Consider the following 20,011-nt stretch of genomic DNA (forward strand, 5'->3'; position numbering starts at 1 on the left):
GGGGGCTGATGGCGCCTCGTCAATCCCTGGGGCGACGAGTGATCAATAGCGATAGGGAGAGGCGAGCTCGCCACGCAGCGAATTGGGATAGGCCTCCGTGATCTCGACATCCACCAGGTAGCCGATCAGCTCGGTCGGGTTGGCGGCGCGGAAGTTGACCACGCGATTGTTCTCGGTACGCCCGGACAGCAGGCCCGGATCGCGCGGCGAGAACCCGGAGACCAGAATGCGCTGGGTGGTGCCGACCATCTTGCGCCCGATCTGCATCGCCTGCTGATTGATGCGCTCCTGCAGGATCATCAGGCGCTCCTTCTTCACCTCCTCGGGCGTATCATCCTCGAGGCTGGCCGCCGGGGTGCCGGGGCGTGCCGAGTAGATGAAGCTGAAGGAGTGATCGAAGCCGATCTGGCCGATCAGGTCCATGGTGTCCATGAAGTCCTGATCCGTCTCGCCCGGGAAGCCGACGATGAAGTCGGAAGAGAAGCTGATGTCCGGACGCAGCGCACGGATGCGCTCGAGCTTGTCGATGTAGAGATCACGCTCGTGGCCACGCTTCATCGCCGCCAGAATGCGGTTGGAGCCTGACTGCACCGGCAGGTGCAGGTGGCTGACCAGCTCGGGGATCTCGCCGAAGGCCTCGATCAGCGAGTCCTTGAACTCCAGCGGATGCGAGGTGGTGAAGCGGATGCGGTCGATCCCCTCGACCTGCGCCACGCAGCTGATCAGCTCGGCCAGGTCGATCTCCTCGCCCAGCAGGTTGAGGCCGGCGTAGGCATTGACGTTCTGGCCCAGCAGATTGATTTCGCGCACACCTTGGTCGGCCAGATGGATGACTTCATCCATCACCTTCTCGAAGGGACGGGAGACTTCCTCACCACGGGTGTAGGGCACCACGCAGAAGGTGCAGTACTTGGAGCAGCCTTCCATCACCGAGACGAAGGCGCTGGCGCCGTCGCTCTTGGGTGCGGGCAGGTTGTCGAACTTCTCGATCTCCGGGAAGGTCACGTCGACCACGGAGATCTGCTTGAGGCTCTCGCGACGCGTATTGAGCATCTTCGGCACGCGGTGCAGGGTCTGCGGGCCGAAGACCATGTCCACATGTGGCGCGCGCTTGCGCAGGTTGTCGCCTTCCTGACTGGCCACGCAGCCGCCGACACCGATCACCAGGTCCGGATTCTTCTCCTTGAGCTTCTTCCAGCGTCCCAGCTGATGGAACACCTTCTCCTGCGCCTTCTCGCGGATGGAGCAGGTGTTGAGCAGGATGACGTCTGCCTCGGATTCGTCGCTGGTGACTTCCATCTGGTGCGATTCGCCGAGCAGATCCGCCATGCGCGCGGAGTCATACTCGTTCATCTGGCAGCCGTGGGTCTTGATGAAGAGTTTCTTCGCCATTGCCTTGTGTGAACGCTCTGAGCTGCGCGCCGAACCTTCGTTCACTCCCGGCTCTCGACACCTTGGGTGGCGGAGGGCTTGAGAAGCGGTCAGGAGAAGGGGCGCGACTTGTGATGAATGAGCCCCGAGGCCTGAGCCTGGCGGGAATCGAGGGCGTGGCAGCCTTGAGACGTGATGCTCAATGCGTGCCTGAGCCGAAATCAGGACGGCATAGTATAGGAGTCTGACGGGCATGCGGCCAGCCCTCAGACCGTGGCGGCCCCTGCAAGCTCTGGGGTTTCTCATGGAAATGTCGGGGGCGGGACGGGAGTGGCGAGAGGCTTGCACGCATGGCTTCAGGCTGAGGGTGGCTGTGGTATCCTCACGGGCAGATTGGCGACGTCCGCGTGTGATATCCGTCTCAAGCCCGTGTTGCAGGGCAAACAGGCAGCTGTCAATAGCTTGATTTATTGAGGTTTTCATGCCGACAGTGGCGGCACTGGTGCTGGTCAAAAAATAAACGATTTGTTGGCGAGGCAGGCATTTCGCCGTGCGCGGACCTTCCATCGTCACGTTGTCCCAAGACTTATCCACAGAAAGTGTGGATGTCTGATGACAGCGAAATATCTACTACGTCCCAGCGGTATAGTGATGTCAGGCAGGAAGCCTCGCGTCACGCAACCTGTCAGACAGCGCATGGGCAGATCAAGGCATGCCACGGCATGCCGACAAGCGGTCGACGGTGTTCGGCAGATGCGTTCGGAAGCCTCGATTCCGATGCCTGCTCGTCAGCGGCGACCACCGCCCTCAGACACCCATGAAGAACGCGACATGATGCGATCACTCACTCTCAGCACCTTTTCCCTTCGTTCACTCGGCAGCGTGAGCCTGCGCTCATTGCGCCGTGCCTTGCTTGGGCTTGGCGTCACCGGCAGCCTGATGCTGGGACTGTCTGCACCGCTGGCCAATGCCGCGAGCGAGCGTTGGGTCTCTGACAATCTCACCACCTTCGTGCGCAGCGGCCCCACCGATGGTTACCGTATCGTGGGCACGGTGGAGGCCGGGCAGCCGGTCGAGCTGCTCGACGTCCAGAATGACTACAGCAAGATCCGCACCGCCAGCGGTGACGTGGTCTGGCTGCCTTCCGCCGACCTTCAGGACACGCGCAGCGTCAATGCGCGAGTGCCGGCCCTCAGCAGCAAGGTCAAGGAGCTTACGGCCAGGCTCGATGGCATCAATGACGAGTGGGAAACCCGGGTCTCGGACATGAAGGCTGGCCTCGAGACGCGTCAGGCGCGCATCGAGGAGCTGGAAGCCTCCAGCAACAGCCAGTCCGCGGAGCTTGAGCAGGCCCGCAGCAAGATGCGCAAGATGCAGGCGCTGCTGGACACCCAGAAGCAGGACCTGCTGATGCGTTACTTCATGTATGGCGGTGGTGTGGCCGGTGCCGGACTGCTGGTCGGCCTGATCGTGCCGCACCTGCCGCGCCGCAAGAAGAAGCGTCACGGTTTCCTGTAATTCGTGAAGGTCTCCACTCGCCCGAGTGTCGCCGCACTCGGGCATCTCCAGATTCCAGGAGGGCTCTCCCATGTCAGCAGATGACCCCGTGTCAGCGTTGGTGTCAGGCAATGCCCCGGCCAGTGACCCCTGGCTTGCGCGTTGGGCCGAAGGCCGGATCGGGTTTCATCTGCCGGCGCCCCATCCGGCGCTGGAGCGCTGGTGGCCGCGTCTCGACGTCGCGCCCCAGGCCAAGGTGCTGGTGCCGCTGTGTGGCAAGAGTCTGGACATGCGCTGGCTGGCGACTCAGGGGCATCCGGTGCTGGGGATCGAGCTTGCGCGTCAGGCCTGTGAGGCCTTCGTGGCCGAGGGAGTCGGGGATGTCTCGCGCTATCGACTGGATCACTTCGAATGCTTCCGTCAGGGGCCGGTCGAGCTGTGGTGCGGAGACTTCTTCCACTTCCACATCGATCATGTCGATCATCTCGATGCCTTCTATGACCGTGCGGCGTTGATTGCACTGCCCGAGGCGACTCGCCAGCGTTATGCCTTCCATCTGGCTCAGCTGTTGCCGCCCGGCGCTCGCGGCCTGTTGATCAGTCTCGAGCGTGACACGGAACGTGAACAAGGGCCGCCGTTTCATGTCTCGGAGGCGGAGATTCGGCGGCTGTTGGGCGCCAATTTCACGCTGGAGGTGCTGGAGCGCCGTGCGCCGGATGATCGTGGTTTGCGCGAGACGGTCTGGGCGCTGGTGCGCAAGGGGCCCAGAGAGTGATTGACTGATCCACCTCGCCGCGATGCCTGGCGGGTCTGCCTCATCTCGTGAAACGCCACCGCCGCCCATTGGGCGGCGGTGGCGTTTTCGTTGGACGAGCAGGTGGTGCGGGGCTGCTGGACGCGTCTCCCGAGTGGACTTACTGGTCCAGCTGGCGGATCAGGGTGGTGTCCTGGAAGGCGCGTGTCAGGGCATCCCCGATCACCAGAGAGACCAGTTCGGTATTCTTCTCCTGGCTGGGCTTGAGGGCGTAGCCCTGATCACGCGTGGCGGTATAGCTGCCGGTGTAGCGCTGCTTGCCGGAGACCGCGACCGCCTGGATCACTCCGTTGAGTGCCGCGGTGTCGGTGAGCAGACCGCCGCGCTTCACGCCATAGGCCAGCTCGGTCAGCGAGAGGGTCAGTTCGGTGGCACCGGCATTGGCCTGCTCGGCGGTCACCGGCACGAAGCCCATACGGCGCAGGGCGCTGATGGCCTGTGCCTCCAGCTTGGGCGTCAGATCGCCGGTCGGGACCACCAGATAGCTGGAGGCGTTGGTGGCACCATCACGGGTGCCGATGCGCTCAGAGGGTCGCTCGTCGCGCACTTCCACCACCACCTGCTGGCCATGGCCGACCACCCCCATCTCGCCAACCTGCGGGTTGACGTACAGGCGTTGCGGGCTGGTGCCGCAGGCGCTGAGTAGCGCGGTCGTGGCCATCAAGGCCACGCTCATGCAGGTAATACGCAGGTGTCGCATCATCGTTCGGGCTCCCGGGCCGGTGGCCGGTCAACAGTGGAAGGATCACGAGAGCCGGCTGAATGGCAGGCTCCCGGATTGATGGGCGCGAGTATAGGGTCAGATCGCGCCGGGTGAGTAGTGGAAATTCTGGCTCATGGCTGTTCCCGTTCGGCGACGCTCACTGGCCGGGCGGCACCCGGCGCGTCAATGCCAGCAGCCCCAGCAAGGGGCCGGGCAGAATGCTCAGCAGCAACAGGCTGCCCTGTGCGGCGATTAGCGGGGTCAGCAGGGCGATCGAGACCAGTGACAGGCTGAAACCGATGGCATTCATCAAGGCCAGCGCACTGGCCTGCAGCTCGACGGGCGTGCCGCCGGCCGCCAGCGCGGAGAATTGCGGGGAATCGATCACGGCCATCAGACTCCAGAGCGCCAGCAGGCCCAGCAGCAGGCCATAGCCGGCCTCGAGTTGCATGGCACCGACGAACAGCAGGGTGAGGATCATCGAGCCCGCCAATCCCAGGCGCGCGACCCACAGACTCCCGCGGGTGCGCGACAGCCAGCCTCCGACCACGCAACCGGGCCCGCCCACCGCGATCACCATGAAGCTGTGCAGCGCCAGTTGCGTGGCCGAGAGCGAGAGGCCGTTGAGTCTGGCCATGGTCGTCAGCAATAGCGGCACCAATGCCCACAGCGTATAGAGCTCCCACATGTGGCCGAAGTAGCCCAGCGCGCCGCGCACGAAACCGGGATGACGCCAGGCGGCCAGCCCTCGTGTCGCGCGGGCAAGCAAGGATGTCTGCGTCGAGGCAGGCGCTGGTGCGGGCGGGGCGACAGCGGGCAGCAAGGCCACCAGTCCGGCCCCGGCCACGGCCAGCAGCGAGGCCATGCCGATCGCCGCCCCCCAGGGGAGCGAGAAACTGCCACTGAGTTGCAGGGCAGCCAGGCCATGTGGCAGCGAGGTGCCCAGCACCAGCATGCCGACCAGCCAGGCCAGTGCAGCTCCGGCGCGGTCCGGGGCCGTCTGTACCATCAGCTTGAGTCCGATGGGATAGATGCCGGCCAGCGCCAGGCCGGTCAGCACGCGCAGCGCCGAGGCACTCAACAGCCCCGGCGCGAGGATGAGCGCCAGGTTGGTCAGCGCCCCCAGCAGGCACGAAGCCATGAACAGGTGGCGTGCCGCGAAGCGGTCTGCCAGTCCCGCCAGCCCCAGGGTCAGGGTGCCGACGATGAAGCCGCCCTGTACCGAGGAGGTCAGTTGCCCCAGAGCGCCAGCGCTCTCGCCGGCAAAGTTCCAGCTCGCCAGCATTGGCGTCAGCACGGCATTGGGCGTGAACCACAGGCTGGTGCCGAACAGCTGAGCCAGCGCGATGAGGGCGACGGGGTAACGGCTGGCCAGTTGCCGCCAACGGGCATCGGCCGAGGAAAGAGACTTTGAGGAGGACAAGAGAGCACCTGGTTGAGCGCGAGCGACATGAAAACGGGCGACACCGTGGAGTGTCGCCCGTATCGCAGGTCCTGACCAGTCAGGCAGATGACGCATCGCTCAGAGCGTCAGGCGCAGCGCGAGTGGCCTCGCTCAAAGCCCCATGGCCGAGGAGGTGGAGCGGCGCGGGTCGGCACCGCCATAGAAGGTGCCGTCCTGGATCATCACGGACTGGATGGCCCCCATGGCGTCCTTGGTGACGACCTTGTGGCCCATCGCCTCGAGCAGGCGGATGGTGTCCTGACTGATGCCCGCCTCGATGCGGATCTCATCCGGCAGCCACTGGTGGTGGATGCGCGGAGCGCTGACCGCCGACTGGATGTTCATGCCGTGATCGATCACGTTCATCAGCACCTGAAGCGTGGTGGTGATGATGCGCGAGCCGCCGGGGCTGCCGGTGACGAGGAAGTTCTTGCCATCCTTCATCACGATGGTCGGGCTCATGGAGGACAGCATGCGCTTGCCCGGCTCGATCTTGTTGGCGACGCCACCGATCAGACCATAGGCATTCGGCACGCCCGGCTTGGCGGAGAAGTCATCCATCTCGTTGTTGAGCAAAAAGCCTGCGCCATCCACCACGATGCCGGAGCCATAGCTGAAATTGATGGTGTAGGTATTGGAGACGGCCAGGCCATTGCCATCGGCGATCGAGAAGTGGGTGGTCTGATTGGATTCATAGGGCTGCGGCTTGCCGGGCTTGATCTCGCTGGACGGCGTGGCCTGGTTCATGTCGAACTGGCCGCGCAGCTCCTTGGCGTAGTCCTTGGAGGTGATGCCGGCCAGCGGCACATCGACGAAGTCGGTGTCGCCCAGATACTCGGAGCGATCGGCGTAGGCGCGGCGCATCGCCTCGGCCATCACGTGGATGGTGGCGGCGGAATTGAAGCCCATCGCCTGGATGTCGTCACCCTCGAGCATGTTGAGAATCTGGACGATGTGCGCACCGCCGGAGGAGGGCGGGCTCATCGAGAAGATGTCATACCCACGATAGGTGCCATGGACCGGCTCACGGATTTCCGGCTCGTAGGCCTTCAGGTCATCCATCGTCATGATGCCGTCATGGCGATCCATCTCGGCGACGATCAGCCTGGCGGTCTCACCCTCGTAGAACTCGCGCGGGCCATTGGCGGCGATACGCTTGAGCGTCGCGGCCAGTTCCGGCTGCTTGAACAGCTCACCCGCCTCGTAATTGCTGCCGTCTGCCTTGTAGAACACCTTGGCGGTGCTGTCCCACTTGGCGAGGCGGTCCTTGGCATCGCTCAGCCCCTTGGCGAAGCGGGTCGGGATGACGAAACCGTCTTCTGCCAGCTTGATGGCCGGAGCCAGTGCTTGCTCGAGCGTCAGGGTGCCGTAGTCCTCCAATGCCTTGGCAAGACCGGCCACGGTGCCGGGGACGCCCGCAGCGCGATGCGTGAAGCGAGACCACTCGGCCACGGCTTCGCCATTCTCGTCCTGGAACATCGTCTCGCTGGCCGCGGCCGGAGCTTTCTCACGGTAATCGATGGCGACCACCTTGCCGGTCTTCTCATCGGACACCAGCATGAAACCGCCGCCCCCGATGTTGCCGGAGCGGGGTTGGGTCACGGCCAGCGCGAAGCCGGCCACCACGGCGGCATCGACGGCATTGCCGCCTTCCGCCAGAACATCACGTGCGACCTGTGAGGCCAGGTAATGGCTGGTGGCGACCATGCCATGCTTGCCTTCCACCGGATGGAAACGCTCGCCTTCCAGAATCGCGCTGCTGTCCGCGAAGGCGGCCGGCATCGCGGCGGGCAGCAGACCTGCCAGAGGCAGTAGTGCCGCCGCGGCGAAGGTCTTCAGACGCTTGCGTGCTGCACAAGGGGTGTCGAACATGAGTGGTAGTCCCTTTATCGTTATTGGAGTCGCTGCATGGCGTCGGTGACGCGTGCGCCACGTGCTGTCGTGAGTCGCATCGGGAGTGGCTACCCAGACGAACCGTTTTACTATCAGATGCTAATGCACCAATTTCAACCTCGATGACGACGGCGTCCGTCGCGCAGAGGGGAACGCAAGCGCTGGTGCCGGGACAGCCTGACGCTTCACACAGTGCCTGTCTTTTGTGAGAGGGTGACGTAAAATGCCTCTTCCACTTGCTGATGGCGCCTGATGACATGTCTGATCTACTGCCGAATGATTTCAAGATTGCCCCGTCGATCCTGTCTGCCGACTTCGCCCGCCTGGGGCAGGAAGTCGAGGATGTGCTGGCGTCCGGTGCGGATATCGTGCACTTCGACGTGATGGACAATCATTACGTGCCCAACCTCACCATCGGTCCGATGGTGTGCAAGGCGCTGCGCGACTATGGCATCACGGCAGAGATCGATGCGCACCTGATGGTCACCCCGGTGGATCGCATGATCGGCGACTTCGCCGAGGCAGGCGCCAGCTTCATCACCTTCCATCCGGAAGCCTCCGATCACGTCGATCGCTCGCTGCAACTGATCCGTGACGCGGGCTGCAAGTCCGGCCTGGTGTTCAATCCGGCCACGCCGCTGTCCTATCTCGATTACGTGATGGACAAGGTCGACATGATCCTTCTGATGAGCGTCAATCCGGGCTTCGGCGGGCAGTCCTTCATCCCCGGAACGCTGGACAAGCTGCGTGAAGCGCGCCGGCGCATCGATGCCTCCGGCTACAACATCCGTCTCGAGATCGATGGTGGCGTGAAGGTCGACAACATCGCCGAGATCGCGCGTGCCGGGGCTGACACCTTCGTCGCGGGTTCCGCCATCTTCAATGCGCGCAGCGACAGCGATGCCAACCGCTATGACAGCGTGCTGGCGAAACTGCGTGCCGAGCTTGCCAGCGTGCGTGGCTGATCCGGCCATGCCGGAAGCGACTGTGCCGGAAGCGACTGTGCCGGGAGAACCGCGTGTCGCGGACGCGGCGGCGCAGACGGGCGAGACGTCATCCGAGTGGTGGCTGTATGTCCTCGAGACGGCCCAGGGGCGCCTCTATACCGGCATCAGTACCGATGTGACGCGTCGCCTGAGCGAGCATGCCGGCGGCAAGCGGGGCGCGCGTGCCCTGCGTGGCAAGGGGCCCTTGACGTTGTGTTATCAACAGGCGGTCGGGGATCGCTCGCGGGCGCTCAAGCTCGAGTACCGCGTCAAGCAGCTGAGTGTCTCCGCCAAGCGGCGCCTGATTGCCGGCGAACTGACGCTTGAGAGCCTGCTCGGGTAAGTGCCTGAACGCACAAGTGCCTGAATGAAAACGCCCCCGACGGAGACCGTCGGGGGCGTTTTTCGTTCTGAACAGGTGATCAGTGCAGCTTCATCTTCGGACGCAGGTAGCGATTCAGGCCATCCACGATCACGGTCATGCCGGTCTTGATCACGCCGTGGATCGCCATCTGGTGCATGCGATACAGCGAGGCGTAGAAGAACTTGGCCAGGCGGCCTTCGATGAACAGCGAGCGCGCGGAGGCGCCGCGCATCAGCGAGCCGACGGCATCGAAGTGCGCCAGCGAGATCAGCGAGCCGTGATCCTTGAACACGAATTCCTTCAGCGGCTTGTTGTCCATTGCCGCACGCAGGTTCTTGACCATCAGACTGGCCTGCTGGTGAGCGGCCTGGGCGCGTGGCGGCACGCGCTTGTCATCCGGCTGCGGGCAGCTGGCGCAATCGCCGAGCGCGAAGATGGCGTCATCGTCGATGCTCTGCATGGTCTGGTGGACCTTGACCTGGTGGTTGCGCTCGGTGGACAGGCCCAGCTCCGACAGGAAGGACGGCGCCCGGATACCGGCGGCCCATACGCTCAGATCCGCCTCGATCAGAGTGCCATCGGCCGTGGTGATGCCGCGTTCGTCGGCACAGGTCACGCGGGTGTCAGTGTGGATGTCCACACCGAGGCGGGTCAGCTCCTTGGCGACCGGCTTGCCGATGCGCTCCGGCAGGGCCGGCAGGATGCGGGGAGCGGCCTCGATCAGATGCACCTTGACCTGACGATCCTCCAGCGAGGAGAAGCCATAGCTGTGCAGCATCTTTGAGGCATCGAACAGCTCGGCGGACAGTTCGACCCCGGTCGCGCCGGCGCCGATGATGGCGACGTTGAGCTGCTGTCGCTCACACTTGTCGCCATTGGCGCTGAAGCGCAGGAAGGTGTCGAGCATGTCGCGACGGAACTTCTCGGCCTGCTGCGGGCTGTCCAGGAAGTGACAGTGCTCGGCGACGCCCTGGGTACCGAAGTCGTTGGACACGCTGCCCAGCGACAGCACCAGATAGTCATAGCTCAGGGTGCGCGAGGGCAGCAGTACGGTGCCGTTGGCATCGTGGATGGCCGCCAGTGTCAGCTGCTTCTCTTCGCGCTCCAGGCTTTCGAGAGTCCCGCGTTGGAACTTGTAGCCGTGGGCCTTGGAATGGCCCTGGTAGGACACCTCATCAAGACCGGAATCCAGCACGCCGGTGGCCACTTCGTGCAGCAGAGGCTTCCAGATATGCGTGGAATTGCGATCGATGAGGATGATTTCGGCTTTCTTCTTGCGACCCAGCTTGTGGCCAAGCTTGGTGACAAGTTCCAGACCGCCGGCGCCACCGCCGACAACCACGATGCGGGGAATAGCCATGGAGAGCTCCTGAGAGTGACAAGATCGAAAAGGACAAGCAGAAACTGGCTGTCGCCGGAGCGTCGGGTTGCGCGTTTTTTCGTTGTCACTGGCGCCACACCCGGAGGGACGGTCGACTGAATGGCGCTATGGTAACGTGACCGCTGGCGTGCTAATAGTGGCAGGGTGAAGGAATGTAATTTTTTTACGGATTTTTCCAACAAAACAGATGAAACCATGCGTTGCGTGGATGAATGGCGGACGATTCTCGTCCCGTGACAGCCGGATTCAGCGAGTGATCTCAGGAGGCCAGGTGAGCGAAAAGACGGTAATGCAGACTTCCGACGAGGCGTCTGTCCAGACCGCGTCTCATTCCACTTCCACGCCCTGCGATACCGCGCGTGGCGGGGACGCTCTCGGGCCCCGACCCGAGCAGGTACAGAGCCTCGATCACGGGCTGGCGCATCCGGCATTGCGGGGCATCAAGATGGTGGCCTTCGATCTGGATGGCACCTTGATCGACTCGGTGCCGGATCTTGCCAACGCGATCGACAGGATGCTGGTCGATGAAGGCTTGTCGGCACTCGGGGAAGACCGCGTGCGCGACTTCGTCGGCAATGGCGCGCGGGTGCTGGTGGAGCGAGCGCTTGAGGCGCATGGTCTGGCGACGGATGATCTGACGCGGGTCGAGCGCGCGCATCAGTGCTTCCTGGCGCATTACGCCGCGGACCCCAGCTCGCGTACACGGCTATATCCGGGTGCGCGTGACTGTCTGGAGGGGTTGCACCAGGCCGGTGTGGTCGTGGTGCTGATCACCAACAAGCCGGAAACCTTCATCGAACCGCTGCTCTCGCATTTCTCGCTGGCGGAACACTTCGCGCTGGCGTTGGGCGGCGACAGCCTGCCGACGCGCAAGCCGGACCCCGCGCCGTTGCTGTTCGCGGCCGAGCGCCTGGGGGTCGCGCCGCGGGAGGCGTTGATGGTCGGGGATTCACGTCACGATATCGCGGCAGGTCGCGCCGCCGGTTTCCGGACGCTGGCGGTGCCCTACGGCTACAACCACGGTGAGCCGATCGCGCGCAGTCATCCGGATCACATCGTCGAGTCCCTGGCCGAGCTGGTCGTCGCAGGCTGAGCCTGCCAGACAGCGCTGCCGCCACCGGCACGCGATGATAGACTGACGCCAGACAAGCCGGTCGCGTACCGGCAACGCCCCCTCCGTGGAAGGAACTGCAGGTCATGATGACCCCACAACACTTCGCTGAACTGGCCGAGGCAGGCTACAACCGCATTCCCGTTACTCGTGACGTGCTGGCGGACCTCGACACACCGCTGTCCACCTATCTCAAGCTGGCTGACATGCCGTGGACCTTCCTGCTGGAGTCCGTGCAGGGCGGCGAGAAGTGGGGGCGCTATTCGATCATCGGCTTGCCGTGCCGTGAGCGCATCGAGGTGCGTGGTCAGGTCGTGGCGCATCTGGTCAATGGCGAGCAGACCGGCATGACCGAGGTGGAAGATCCGCTCGAGTGGATCGAGCAGTTCCAGACGCGCTTCCGGGTGCCGGTCATCGAGGGCGCACCGCGCTTCAATGGCGGGCTGGTCGGCTACTTCGGCTATGACACCGTGCGCTACATCGAACCGCGCCTGCGGGGCGTCGAGAAGCCGGACCCGCTGGGCGTGCCGGATATCCTGTTGATGGTGGCCGACGAGCTGGTGATCTTCGACAATCTCTCTGGCCGCCTGACGTTGCTGACCCATGCCGACCCCGAGACACCCAATGCCTTCGAGGCAGCCTGCGAGCGTCTCGAGCGCCTCGAGATCCAGCTGCGCAGCGCCACGCTGAATACCGTCAGCCCCGGCACCGGCGGTGATCCGGTCCAGGAGACCGATTTCACTTCCGGCTTCACCGAGGAAGGCTTCAAGGGCGCGGTCGAGAAAATCAAGGAATACGTGCTGGCCGGTGATGTCATGCAGTGCGTGCCGTCCCAGCGCATGTCGATTCCCTACCGTGCCGCGCCGTTGGATCTCTATCGTGCGCTGCGCAGTCTGAATCCCTCGCCGTACATGTTCTTCTTCAATCTGGATGACCATCACGTCATCGGCTCGTCGCCCGAGATTCTCTCGCGTCTCGAGGATGGTGAAGTCGCGGTGCGTCCCATTGCCGGGACGCGCGTACGCGGTGCCACCGAAGAGGAGGATCTGGCGCTCGAGAAGGATCTGCTCTCGGACCCCAAGGAAATCGCCGAGCACCTGATGCTGATCGACCTGGGCCGCAACGATGCCGGGCGCATCAGTCAGACCGGTAGCGTCAAGGTGACGGACCAGATGGTGGTGGAACGCTACTCCCACGTCATGCACATCGTCTCCAACGTCACCGGCAAGCTGAAGGAAGGGCTGGGGCCGATGGACGTGCTGCGTGCCACCTTCCCGGCGGGCACGCTGTCCGGCGCGCCGAAGATTCGCGCCATGGAGATCATCGACGAGCTGGAGCCGGTCAAGCGTGGCATCTACTCGGGTGCGGTGGGCTATCTCTCCTGGCACGGCAACATGGATACCGCGATCGCGATCCGTACCGCCGTGCTCAAGGATCAGGTGCTTCACGTCCAGGCCGGTGCCGGGGTGGTCGCGGATTCCGTCCCGCAGTCCGAGTGGGACGAGACCCTCAACAAGGGGCGTGCGCTGTTCCGTGCCGTGGCGATGGCGGAGCGTGGCCTGGACAACCTGGACTGAATGCCGCGCCATGCACGACAGGGAGTGGCCCGGCGGCCTTGCGGGGCCGCTCCCTGCAATGTCGCATGTGATTGACACTCCCAACGGCTCAACGCACTATTGACCCATGACGCTACGTAACCCGCACGACCTCAGCCAGCAGTGGTGGCGCTCCTGAAAACGGGGCGGCTTTCGCATGTCTGAAGTTCGAGGACGTACGACCAGAAGAATGCCGCCGACCAGGGCGGCATTTTTGTTGCTGGACGGCGGGAACGACACCAAAGGAGGGCGGGCAGGCCGGTGAATCACGGCACGGATCCGCTCCCGAGAATGGACACTGACCATGCAGGCATTCACTTCGCAGGACGCCAGCGCGCCACGCGTGCTGATGATCGACAACTTTGACAGCTTCACCTACAACATCGTCCAGTATCTGAGCGAGCTTGGGGCCGAAGTGCTGACCGTGCGCAATGACGCCATCACGCTCGAGCAGATCGAGGCGCTCGGTGCCACGCATCTGGTGCTGGGGCCGGGGCCGTGCACGCCCAATGAGGCCGGGATTACCCTGGACGTCATCCGTCACTTTGCCGGCAAGCTGCCGATCCTGGGGGTCTGTCTCGGCCATCAGGCCATCGGTCAGGTCTACGGTGGCAAGGTGGTGCGTGCCCCTCAGGTGATGCATGGCAAGACCTCCGCCGTCCATCACGACAACAGTGGCGTCTTCGCCGCGTTGGCCGAGCCGCTGGAAGTCACGCGTTATCACTCGCTGGTCGTCGAGCGCGACAGCCTGCCTGAGTGTCTTGTCGTCACCAGCTGGACGGGAGATGACGATGTCACCCCGCAGCTGATCATGGGGCTGCGCCACCGCGAGCTGGATGTCGAGGGTGTGCAGTTCCACCCCGAGTCGATCCTCACATTGCAGGGTCATGAGCTTCTGGCTAACTTCCTGCGTCGCGGCGAGGTCGAGAAAGCCGCTTGAGCGGATGCAGATCGCAAGAGTCATATTTCATTTTCATGCGTCAGCCGCCGAGGCTGGCGTCTGCGGAGACACAACATGCAGATGCGTGAGGCGATTGGCGCCGTGATGCGCCGCCAGCACCTGAGCTACGACGACACTCATGCGGTCATGACGGCCATCATGACCGGCGAGGCAACCCAGGCGCAGATAGGGGCACTGTTGATGGCCCTGTCGATGAAAGGCGAGACGGTCGATGAGCTGGCCGCTGCCGCGCAGGTGATGCGTGAATTGATGGCGCGAGTCACGGTGCGCGCCACCGATGCGGTGGACATCGTGGGTACCGGCGGAGATGGGGCCAATCTGTTCAATGTCTCCACTGCCGCAAGTTTCGTCGTGGCAGCGGCCGGTGGGCATGTGGCCAAGCATGGCAACCGCAGTGTCTCCTCGTCGTCCGGCAGTGCGGATCTGCTCGAATCGGCTGGCATCCATCTGGCACTGAATGCCGAACAGGTCGCGCGCTGCATCGATGATATCGGGGTCGGCTTCATGTTCGCGCCCAATCATCATGCTGCCATGAAGCATGTGATCGGTCCGCGTCGCGAGATGGGGGTGCGCACCATGTTCAACATCCTGGGTCCGCTGACCAATCCGGCTGGCGCTACCCGTCAGGTGCTCGGCGTGTATGACCCCGCGCTGGTGCCGCTGATGGCCGAGGTGCTCAAGCGTCTCGGGGCCGAGCATGTGCTGGTGGTGCACAGCGATGACGGTCTGGACGAGATCTCGCTGGCGGCGCCGACCCTGGTCAATGAGCTCAAGGATGGCGAGATCCGCGAATACCGCATCGCGCCGGAAGACTTCGGTATCGCGCGCCAGTCGCTGGATTCGCTGGCAGTCGCGACGTCTGCCGACAGCTTGAAGCTGGTGCAGCAGGCACTGCGCGGAGACGAGGGGCCGGCCAGCGATATCGTGGCGCTCAATGCCGGCGCGGCCCTGTACGTGGCCGGTATCGCAGACAGTCTCAAGGAAGGCGTCAATATTGCCGAGGACGTGCAGGCCAGCAAGCTGCCCTTCGAGAAGATGAAGGAGCTTGCCGATTTCACCCGTGTCTACGCCCAGGTCAATGATGAAGGAGCGACCCGCTGATGAGTACCGAGCAACAGACGACTGACAAGGCGCTGCCGACCATCCTGGCCAGAATTCTGGCGCGCAAGGAAGAGGAGATCGCCGAGCGCAGTGCGGCGGTGGGCGAGGCGGATCTTCAGGCGCTGATCGAGAAGCAGAGCGCGCCGCGTGGTTTCATCAAGGCGCTGACATCTCGGATCGATCGCGGTGAGCCGGCCATCATCGCCGAGGTGAAGAAGGCCTCTCCCTCCAAGGGCGTGATTCGTGAAGACTTCGCGCCGGCCGAGATCGCCGTGGCATATGAGCAGGCCGGCGCTGCCTGCCTGTCGGTGCTGACCGATGCCGACTTCTTCCAGGGGCATGAGGACTTCATGATCGAGGCGCGCGACGCCGTCTCGATCCCGGTGATCCGCAAGGACTTCATCATTCATCCCTATCAGGTGCTCGAGGCGCGTGCCATCGGTGCCGACTGTATTCTGCTGATCGTCGCGGCACTGGACGATGCACGCCTGAGTGCTCTGCATGATCAGGCACGAGAGCTGGGCATGGATGTGCTGGTCGAGGTGCATGATGGCGATGAGCTCAAGCGTGCGCTGGCGCTGGGGATCGAGCTGGTCGGAATCAACAACCGTGATCTGCGTAGCTTCGAGACCTCACTGGAGACGACGCTGGACCTGTTGACCGACATGCCATCGGGAGTGCGCGTCGTGACCGAATCAGGTATCCACACCCGTGAAAATGTGGCGAAGATGCGTGACCGTGGTGTCCACGGCTTCCTGGTGGGCGAGGCCTTCATGCGCTTCGAAGACCCAGGTGAAGGCTTGCGTGGGCTGTTCTTTCCACAGTAGGCAGTCTGTTCTTTGTTGACATTGTTATCTTGAAGATAACAAAAGCCCGTCTCGGTATGCCGAGACGGGCTTTTTTATGTCACCAGGTCAAGCTTGGTGAGCTCAGTCCGACGGGCACAGTTCGACGGGCTCAGCTCGAAGGACTCGGTCTGACAGGCTCAGTACGACCAGTGCAGCCGCTCGGCAGTCTCAGTGTCCGCTGTCGATGGCCGCATGTGACCCGAGCAGGGCATCGGCGATTTCCTCGACCCCGGCGCCATGACCGTGGCGGGTCAGCCAGGCGGGCTCCCAGCCCAGCGCTGCACGATGCTTGAGGATATTGGCGACGCCCACGGTATGCCGGAAGGTAGCGAACATCGGCGCGTCATTGGGAGCATCGCCGACGTACATCACCTCCTGTTCCAGTTGCATGCGGTCCAGTCCGAAGGTCTCGGTCAGGACACGCACGGCCATGCGTGCCTTATCGAAGTCACCCTGCCAGGCATTGATATGGATGGAGCTGGCACGCGCCTGAATGCCGGCGGCCGTGAAGCCGGCGATGATGGCGTGGATCTGTGCCTGCGACAGCGGGCTGACGGCCTGACAGTGGTCCACCGCGACATCCGCGTAGCGGAAGGGCTGGTCCTGGGCCAGCGCGGCCTGGGGGTGATTGAGCAGCAGCTGGCGCGCCACCGTCATCACATGGCGTTGACGCGCGCGCAGGCGTGCTTCGTCCTCCCACCAGGTCGTGAGTATCCGCTGCCCCTGGCGCTGAAAGGCGAAGGCGCCGTTCTCCCCGATCACGGCGGCCACTGGCCAGGCCCTGGCGATATGATCGCACCAGCCGGCACAGCCGCCCGTGACCGGAATGACCTTGATGCCGGCTGCTTCCAGACGCTCGAGTGCCGCCAATGTCGAGGCATTGAGTCGCCCTTCCCGGGTGAGGGTGTCATCGATGTCGGTCAGCAGGTAGCGAATGCCGGACAGGGTGGTGGCTGGGCAGTGAGCGAAGGCTTGCATGGTGATTCCGATCATCCTCGTGAGCGGTGGGCCACAGGGGCGGGGGCTGGGTGATTCATTGGCGGTACATCACCTGCAGTGAGTGAGCCTCCGCCTCGGTCAACGCCATCTGGTGCTCGCTGGCGTGTGGGGGGCTGTCGGTGATCAGCAGATCGATATCGGTGAGCGGGCCGATCCGGCACATGGCGGCACGCCCCCACTTGCTGGCATCGGTGACCAGGATGCGGCGTCTGGCATGCCTGAGCAGGGCGCGACTGACGGCGGCCTCTTCAGGGTCGAAATCCAGCAGCCCCTCGGCATCCAGCCCGCCACATCCCAGCACGGCGATGTCCACCTGATGTCGGGTGAAGAAGGCCACGGTGGCGCTGCCGACCACATCGAGATCCCGAGAGCGAAGCTGGCCCTCGGCAAGCTGCACGCTGACATCCGGGTGGCTGGAAAGCGCTTGTGCCACCTGCAGGTTGTTGGTGATCACGCGCAGGCCGCGCCGGGCGATCAGTGCCTCGGCGACAGCCACCACGCTGGTGCCGATTCCCAGTGCCAGCGAGGCGCCATCGGGTATCTCGGCGACGACCTGGGCCGCCATGGCCTGCTTGGCCGGTCTTGCCAGCATGCTGCGCTGGGTGTGGCCCAGATTGTGTCCACCCAGCGGACGTTCGATGCCGCCATGACGCCGTCGCGCCAGTCCGAGATCACACAGCACGCCGAGATCGCGGCGTATGGTCTGCGGTGTGACCTCGAAGTCCACGGCCAGCGGCTCGACGCTCAATTGGCCGTCCCGCGCCAGGCGCTCGAGAATGCGCAGTTGGCGCGGGCTCAATGTCTCCAGTGACTGGCTCATGGCGATCTCACGACAAGGTGCGTTCGGTACAGGGAGATTGCGCAAGGTCCTGCTCGGAGAAGATACCGGGGTCATCGCTGATGACGGCACTGACCCCCCAGGCCCAGCGAGGGGAGAAGGCCGCGGCATCGTTGGGCGTGTAGCAGAGCAGCTTGCGCTGGGTGGCCGTGACGCGACTTGCCGCGACACGTGTCAGTGCACGCCAGTCCGCATGTACGGTGACTGCCTGCACGTCCTCGGCCAATGCCTCCCAGTCATCGGGAATGGCGTCGTAGAGCAGCCCGATCATCACCTTGCCGTCACGTTCCCGGCTCATGCGCAGGGCTTGCGGGTCGAATGACGAGAGAATCAGTCGCCCGACGGGCAGCGCCTCGACCGCCAGGGGCACGACTTTCTCGACCAGTGCTCGAGTGTCGTGCCCCGGACTCAGCTTGAGCTCGAGATTGAGCCCCATGCCCAGCGAGGCGATCAATGCCAGGGCTTCCTCGAGTGTCGCCATGCGTTCCCCGGCAAAGCGGGCACTGAACCAGCTGCCCACATCCAGCGCCCGGGCCGCTGCCAGATCCAGGTTTCTCAGCCGCCCACGCCCATCGGAGCAACGATTGACGCTGGCATCGTGCCAGATGACAGGAGTGCCATCCTTGAGCAGCTGGACATCCAGCTCCACCCATTGGTGGCCGGCCTCGTGGGCGGCGCGAATGGCGCTGAGCGTGTTTTCCGGCGCATAGGCGGACAACCCGCGGTGAGCGATGGTCATTGGCAATGCAAGTGATGTGCCGTGGGAGAAAGATGATGACATCGATGAACCTCGTTGGTGGATGGTGTCAGGCTCGACGCGTCAGGACGAGCACCCGGCGTGTCCTTGTTACCATCCGATGATGACGCTACGGGGGCAATCACTTTTGTGTGCATGTGCCTTTCGCGACAGGTTCCGCTCCAGGTCCTGCTGCAGGTTTCGCTGTGGCGACTCGTGCGCAGGCCAGGTGCTCCATCACTCGTGAGTTGTCAGGCGCTTGCCATCCGCACCGAACAGATGCGCGCGTGCAGGCGGAATGGCCAGGCGCAGGCATTGCTCCTCGGCGACGGCATGCTCGCCGTCCAGTCTCACCACCAGCGGCTCCGCCTGGCCGTCCAGTCGGCAGTACGCCAGGGTGTCCGCGCCCAGTGGCTCGACCAGCTCGATGCGGGCCACAAGCTCCGCGGCACCCGGTGGCAGCGGGCTGTCCGGCTGCAGAACCTCGAGATGTTCCGGGCGGATGCCCAACGTCAGTGCGGCGTCCATGGGAGTCGCCTCGTGTTCTCTGGCCGCCGGTCGCAATGCCAGGCGCGCGCCGCAGGGCAGCGAGAGGCCTGCCTCCGTACGGGTGGCGCTCAGGAAGTTCATGGCAGGCGAGCCGATGAAGCCGGCGACGAACTGGCTGGCGGGTCGGTCATAGAGCGCCATCGGCGTGCCGAACTGTTCGACGTGGCCGCCATTCATCACCACCAGGCGGTCTGCCAGGGTCATGGCCTCGGTCTGGTCATGGGTGACATAGACGGAGGTGACCTTGAGGCGTTTTTGCAGGCGGCGGATCTCGAGGCGCATCTGCACGCGCAGCTTGGCATCGAGATTCGAGAGTGGCTCATCGAACAGGAATACCTGCGGCTTGCGCACGATGGCGCGCCCCATGGCGACACGCTGACGCTGACCGCCGGAGAGCTGCTTGGGACGACGGTCGAGCAGTTCGGTCAGACCCAGCAGTTCGGCGGCCTCGCTGACGCGACGCTGGATCTCGTCCTTGGGCGTGCGACGGTTCCTGAGGCCGTAGGCCATGTTGTCGAACACGCTCATGTGCGGGTAGAGCGCATAGTTCTGGAACACCATCGCGATATCGCGCTCGGCGGGCTCCAGGTCATTGACGCGCTTGCCGTTGATCTCCAGATCGCCTTCGGAGATATCCTCGAGCCCCGCCAGGGTGCGCAGCAGGGTGGACTTGCCGCACCCGGAAGGGCCGACGATGACGATCAGCTCGCCCTCACCGAACTCCAGGTCGATGCCGTGCAGGGCCTGGTAGCCATTGGGGTACTGCTTCTTGAGCTGCTTGAGTGTCAGTGTTGCCATGAGATGAATATCCAAAGCGGTG

The 20,011-nt window shown here is 63.9% G+C and carries 18 protein-coding genes; 9 read left to right on the forward strand and 9 right to left on the reverse strand.

Annotation, left to right across the window (positions count from 1 at the left end; translation table 11 throughout):
- Positions 1 to 42 precede the first annotated feature (42 nt).
- Positions 43 to 1,392 carry a tRNA (N6-isopentenyl adenosine(37)-C2)-methylthiotransferase MiaB gene (gene miaB, locus PJK54_RS07630; protein WP_077373068.1) on the reverse strand — a complete coding sequence of 450 codons (1,350 nt, stop codon included), beginning with the start codon at positions 1,390 to 1,392 and terminating at the stop codon, positions 43 to 45.
- A gap of 810 nt (positions 1,393 to 2,202) precedes the next feature.
- Between miaB and PJK54_RS07635 the strand changes: the two genes are divergently transcribed.
- Complete coding sequence (locus PJK54_RS07635) at positions 2,203 to 2,889, forward strand: TIGR04211 family SH3 domain-containing protein (RefSeq protein WP_307722825.1); 687 nt, start codon at positions 2,203 to 2,205, stop codon at positions 2,887 to 2,889.
- 70 nt (positions 2,890 to 2,959) lie between these two features.
- Positions 2,960 to 3,643 (forward strand): thiopurine S-methyltransferase, encoded by a 684-nt coding sequence (gene tmpT / locus PJK54_RS07640; RefSeq protein WP_077371402.1) that lies wholly within the window; start codon positions 2,960 to 2,962, stop codon positions 3,641 to 3,643.
- 139 nt (positions 3,644 to 3,782) lie between these two features.
- Here tmpT and PJK54_RS07645 read toward each other — a convergent pair whose 3' ends face one another.
- The 3 genes from PJK54_RS07645 to ggt all read right to left on the reverse strand — a co-directional run bounded on the left by PJK54_RS07645 (position 3,783) and on the right by ggt (position 7,611).
- Positions 3,783 to 4,385, reverse strand: a complete 603-nt coding sequence (locus PJK54_RS07645) for a YajG family lipoprotein (RefSeq protein ID WP_077371405.1) — start codon at positions 4,383 to 4,385, stop codon at positions 3,783 to 3,785.
- 157 nt (positions 4,386 to 4,542) lie between these two features.
- A complete protein-coding gene (locus PJK54_RS07650; protein WP_258038144.1) occupies positions 4,543 to 5,808 on the reverse strand; it encodes an MFS transporter in 1,266 nt (421 codons plus the stop codon).
- A 132-nt stretch (positions 5,809 to 5,940) separates the two neighbouring features.
- Positions 5,941 to 7,611 carry a gamma-glutamyltransferase gene (gene ggt, locus PJK54_RS07655; protein ID WP_254696590.1) on the reverse strand — a complete coding sequence of 557 codons (1,671 nt, stop codon included), beginning with the start codon at positions 7,609 to 7,611 and terminating at the stop codon, positions 5,941 to 5,943.
- A 368-nt stretch (positions 7,612 to 7,979) separates the two neighbouring features.
- Between ggt and rpe the strand changes: the two genes are divergently transcribed.
- Together rpe and PJK54_RS07665 are read left to right on the forward strand one after the other, a co-directional pair.
- Entirely contained in the window at positions 7,980 to 8,687 is a 708-nt protein-coding gene (gene rpe / locus PJK54_RS07660; protein WP_077373074.1) for a ribulose-phosphate 3-epimerase, read from the forward strand.
- Between the two features lie 7 nt (positions 8,688 to 8,694).
- Positions 8,695 to 9,051 (forward strand): GIY-YIG nuclease family protein, encoded by a 357-nt coding sequence (locus PJK54_RS07665; protein WP_077371413.1) that lies wholly within the window; start codon positions 8,695 to 8,697, stop codon positions 9,049 to 9,051.
- Positions 9,052 to 9,130: 79 nt separating this feature from the next.
- Here PJK54_RS07665 and PJK54_RS07670 read toward each other — a convergent pair whose 3' ends face one another.
- On the reverse strand, positions 9,131 to 10,432 hold the full coding sequence (locus PJK54_RS07670; RefSeq protein WP_077371416.1) for an NAD(P)/FAD-dependent oxidoreductase: 1,302 nt from the start codon (positions 10,430 to 10,432) through the stop codon (positions 9,131 to 9,133).
- Between the two features lie 466 nt (positions 10,433 to 10,898).
- On the opposite strand from PJK54_RS07670, the gene PJK54_RS07675 reads away from it, so the two are divergent.
- From PJK54_RS07675 to trpC, 5 genes are all read left to right on the forward strand, one after another.
- Positions 10,899 to 11,546 (forward strand): phosphoglycolate phosphatase, encoded by a 648-nt coding sequence (locus tag PJK54_RS07675; protein ID WP_077373077.1) that lies wholly within the window; start codon positions 10,899 to 10,901, stop codon positions 11,544 to 11,546.
- Between the two features lie 107 nt (positions 11,547 to 11,653).
- Entirely contained in the window at positions 11,654 to 13,141 is a 1,488-nt protein-coding gene (gene trpE, locus PJK54_RS07680) for an anthranilate synthase component I (RefSeq protein WP_077373081.1), read from the forward strand.
- Between the two features lie 322 nt (positions 13,142 to 13,463).
- Positions 13,464 to 14,099, forward strand: a complete 636-nt coding sequence (locus PJK54_RS07685) for an anthranilate synthase component II (protein ID WP_077371419.1) — start codon at positions 13,464 to 13,466, stop codon at positions 14,097 to 14,099.
- A 75-nt stretch (positions 14,100 to 14,174) separates the two neighbouring features.
- Complete coding sequence (trpD, locus tag PJK54_RS07690; protein WP_077371422.1) at positions 14,175 to 15,221, forward strand: anthranilate phosphoribosyltransferase; 1,047 nt, start codon at positions 14,175 to 14,177, stop codon at positions 15,219 to 15,221.
- Positions 15,221 to 16,048, forward strand: coding sequence for an indole-3-glycerol phosphate synthase TrpC (gene trpC / locus PJK54_RS07695; RefSeq protein ID WP_077371425.1), 828 nt, complete (start codon positions 15,221 to 15,223; stop codon positions 16,046 to 16,048). Before trpD ends, trpC begins: the two co-directional genes overlap by 1 nt.
- Positions 16,049 to 16,237: 189 nt before the next feature.
- On the opposite strand, the gene PJK54_RS07700 is transcribed toward trpC, so the two are convergent.
- From PJK54_RS07700 to PJK54_RS07715, 4 genes are all read right to left on the reverse strand, one after another.
- Positions 16,238 to 17,047, reverse strand: coding sequence for an HAD-IIB family hydrolase (locus tag PJK54_RS07700; protein WP_077373084.1), 810 nt, complete (start codon positions 17,045 to 17,047; stop codon positions 16,238 to 16,240).
- 55 nt (positions 17,048 to 17,102) lie between these two features.
- On the reverse strand, positions 17,103 to 17,888 hold the full coding sequence (locus PJK54_RS07705) for a DeoR/GlpR family DNA-binding transcription regulator (protein ID WP_170877338.1): 786 nt from the start codon (positions 17,886 to 17,888) through the stop codon (positions 17,103 to 17,105).
- Positions 17,889 to 17,895: 7 nt separating this feature from the next.
- The gene (locus PJK54_RS07710; RefSeq protein WP_077371431.1) at positions 17,896 to 18,687 is read right to left on the reverse strand and encodes a glycerophosphoryl diester phosphodiesterase; all 792 of its coding nucleotides are present in this window, start codon (positions 18,685 to 18,687) and stop codon (positions 17,896 to 17,898) included.
- Between the two features lie 192 nt (positions 18,688 to 18,879).
- Positions 18,880 to 19,989, reverse strand: a complete 1,110-nt coding sequence (locus tag PJK54_RS07715; RefSeq protein ID WP_077371434.1) for a sn-glycerol-3-phosphate import ATP-binding protein UgpC — start codon at positions 19,987 to 19,989, stop codon at positions 18,880 to 18,882.
- Positions 19,990 to 20,011 lie beyond the last annotated feature (22 nt).

It is taken from the genome of Cobetia sp. MMG027, assembly GCF_027947415.1.
In the GTDB taxonomy this organism is placed as follows: Bacteria; Pseudomonadota; Gammaproteobacteria; order Pseudomonadales; family Halomonadaceae; genus Cobetia; species Cobetia marina.

What these genes read in the sequence shown, in the direction of transcription:
- PJK54_RS07710 (WP_077371431.1), bottom strand. Translation starts at nt 18,687, where the DNA reads ATGTCATCATCTTTCTCCCACGGCACATCACTTGCATTGCCAATGACC.
- trpC (WP_077371425.1), top strand. Translation starts at nt 15,221, where the DNA reads ATGAGTACCGAGCAACAGACGACTGACAAGGCGCTGCCGACCATCCTG.
- miaB (WP_077373068.1), bottom strand. Translation starts at nt 1,392, where the DNA reads ATGGCGAAGAAACTCTTCATCAAGACCCACGGCTGCCAGATGAACGAG.
- PJK54_RS07715 (WP_077371434.1), bottom strand. Translation starts at nt 19,989, where the DNA reads ATGGCAACACTGACACTCAAGCAGCTCAAGAAGCAGTACCCCAATGGC.
- PJK54_RS07675 (WP_077373077.1), top strand. Translation starts at nt 10,899, where the DNA reads ATGGTGGCCTTCGATCTGGATGGCACCTTGATCGACTCGGTGCCGGAT.
- PJK54_RS07685 (WP_077371419.1), top strand. Translation starts at nt 13,464, where the DNA reads ATGCAGGCATTCACTTCGCAGGACGCCAGCGCGCCACGCGTGCTGATG.
- trpD (WP_077371422.1), top strand. Translation starts at nt 14,175, where the DNA reads ATGCAGATGCGTGAGGCGATTGGCGCCGTGATGCGCCGCCAGCACCTG.
- PJK54_RS07705 (WP_170877338.1), bottom strand. Translation starts at nt 17,888, where the DNA reads ATGAGCCAGTCACTGGAGACATTGAGCCCGCGCCAACTGCGCATTCTC.
- rpe (WP_077373074.1), top strand. Translation starts at nt 7,980, where the DNA reads ATGTCTGATCTACTGCCGAATGATTTCAAGATTGCCCCGTCGATCCTG.
- ggt (WP_254696590.1), bottom strand. Translation starts at nt 7,611, where the DNA reads ATGCCGGCCGCCTTCGCGGACAGCAGCGCGATTCTGGAAGGCGAGCGT.
- PJK54_RS07665 (WP_077371413.1), top strand. Translation starts at nt 8,695, where the DNA reads ATGCCGGAAGCGACTGTGCCGGAAGCGACTGTGCCGGGAGAACCGCGT.
- PJK54_RS07635 (WP_307722825.1), top strand. Translation starts at nt 2,203, where the DNA reads ATGATGCGATCACTCACTCTCAGCACCTTTTCCCTTCGTTCACTCGGC.
- trpE (WP_077373081.1), top strand. Translation starts at nt 11,654, where the DNA reads ATGACCCCACAACACTTCGCTGAACTGGCCGAGGCAGGCTACAACCGC.
- tmpT (WP_077371402.1), top strand. Translation starts at nt 2,960, where the DNA reads ATGTCAGCAGATGACCCCGTGTCAGCGTTGGTGTCAGGCAATGCCCCG.
- PJK54_RS07645 (WP_077371405.1), bottom strand. Translation starts at nt 4,385, where the DNA reads ATGATGCGACACCTGCGTATTACCTGCATGAGCGTGGCCTTGATGGCC.
- PJK54_RS07670 (WP_077371416.1), bottom strand. Translation starts at nt 10,432, where the DNA reads ATGGCTATTCCCCGCATCGTGGTTGTCGGCGGTGGCGCCGGCGGTCTG.
- PJK54_RS07700 (WP_077373084.1), bottom strand. Translation starts at nt 17,047, where the DNA reads ATGCAAGCCTTCGCTCACTGCCCAGCCACCACCCTGTCCGGCATTCGC.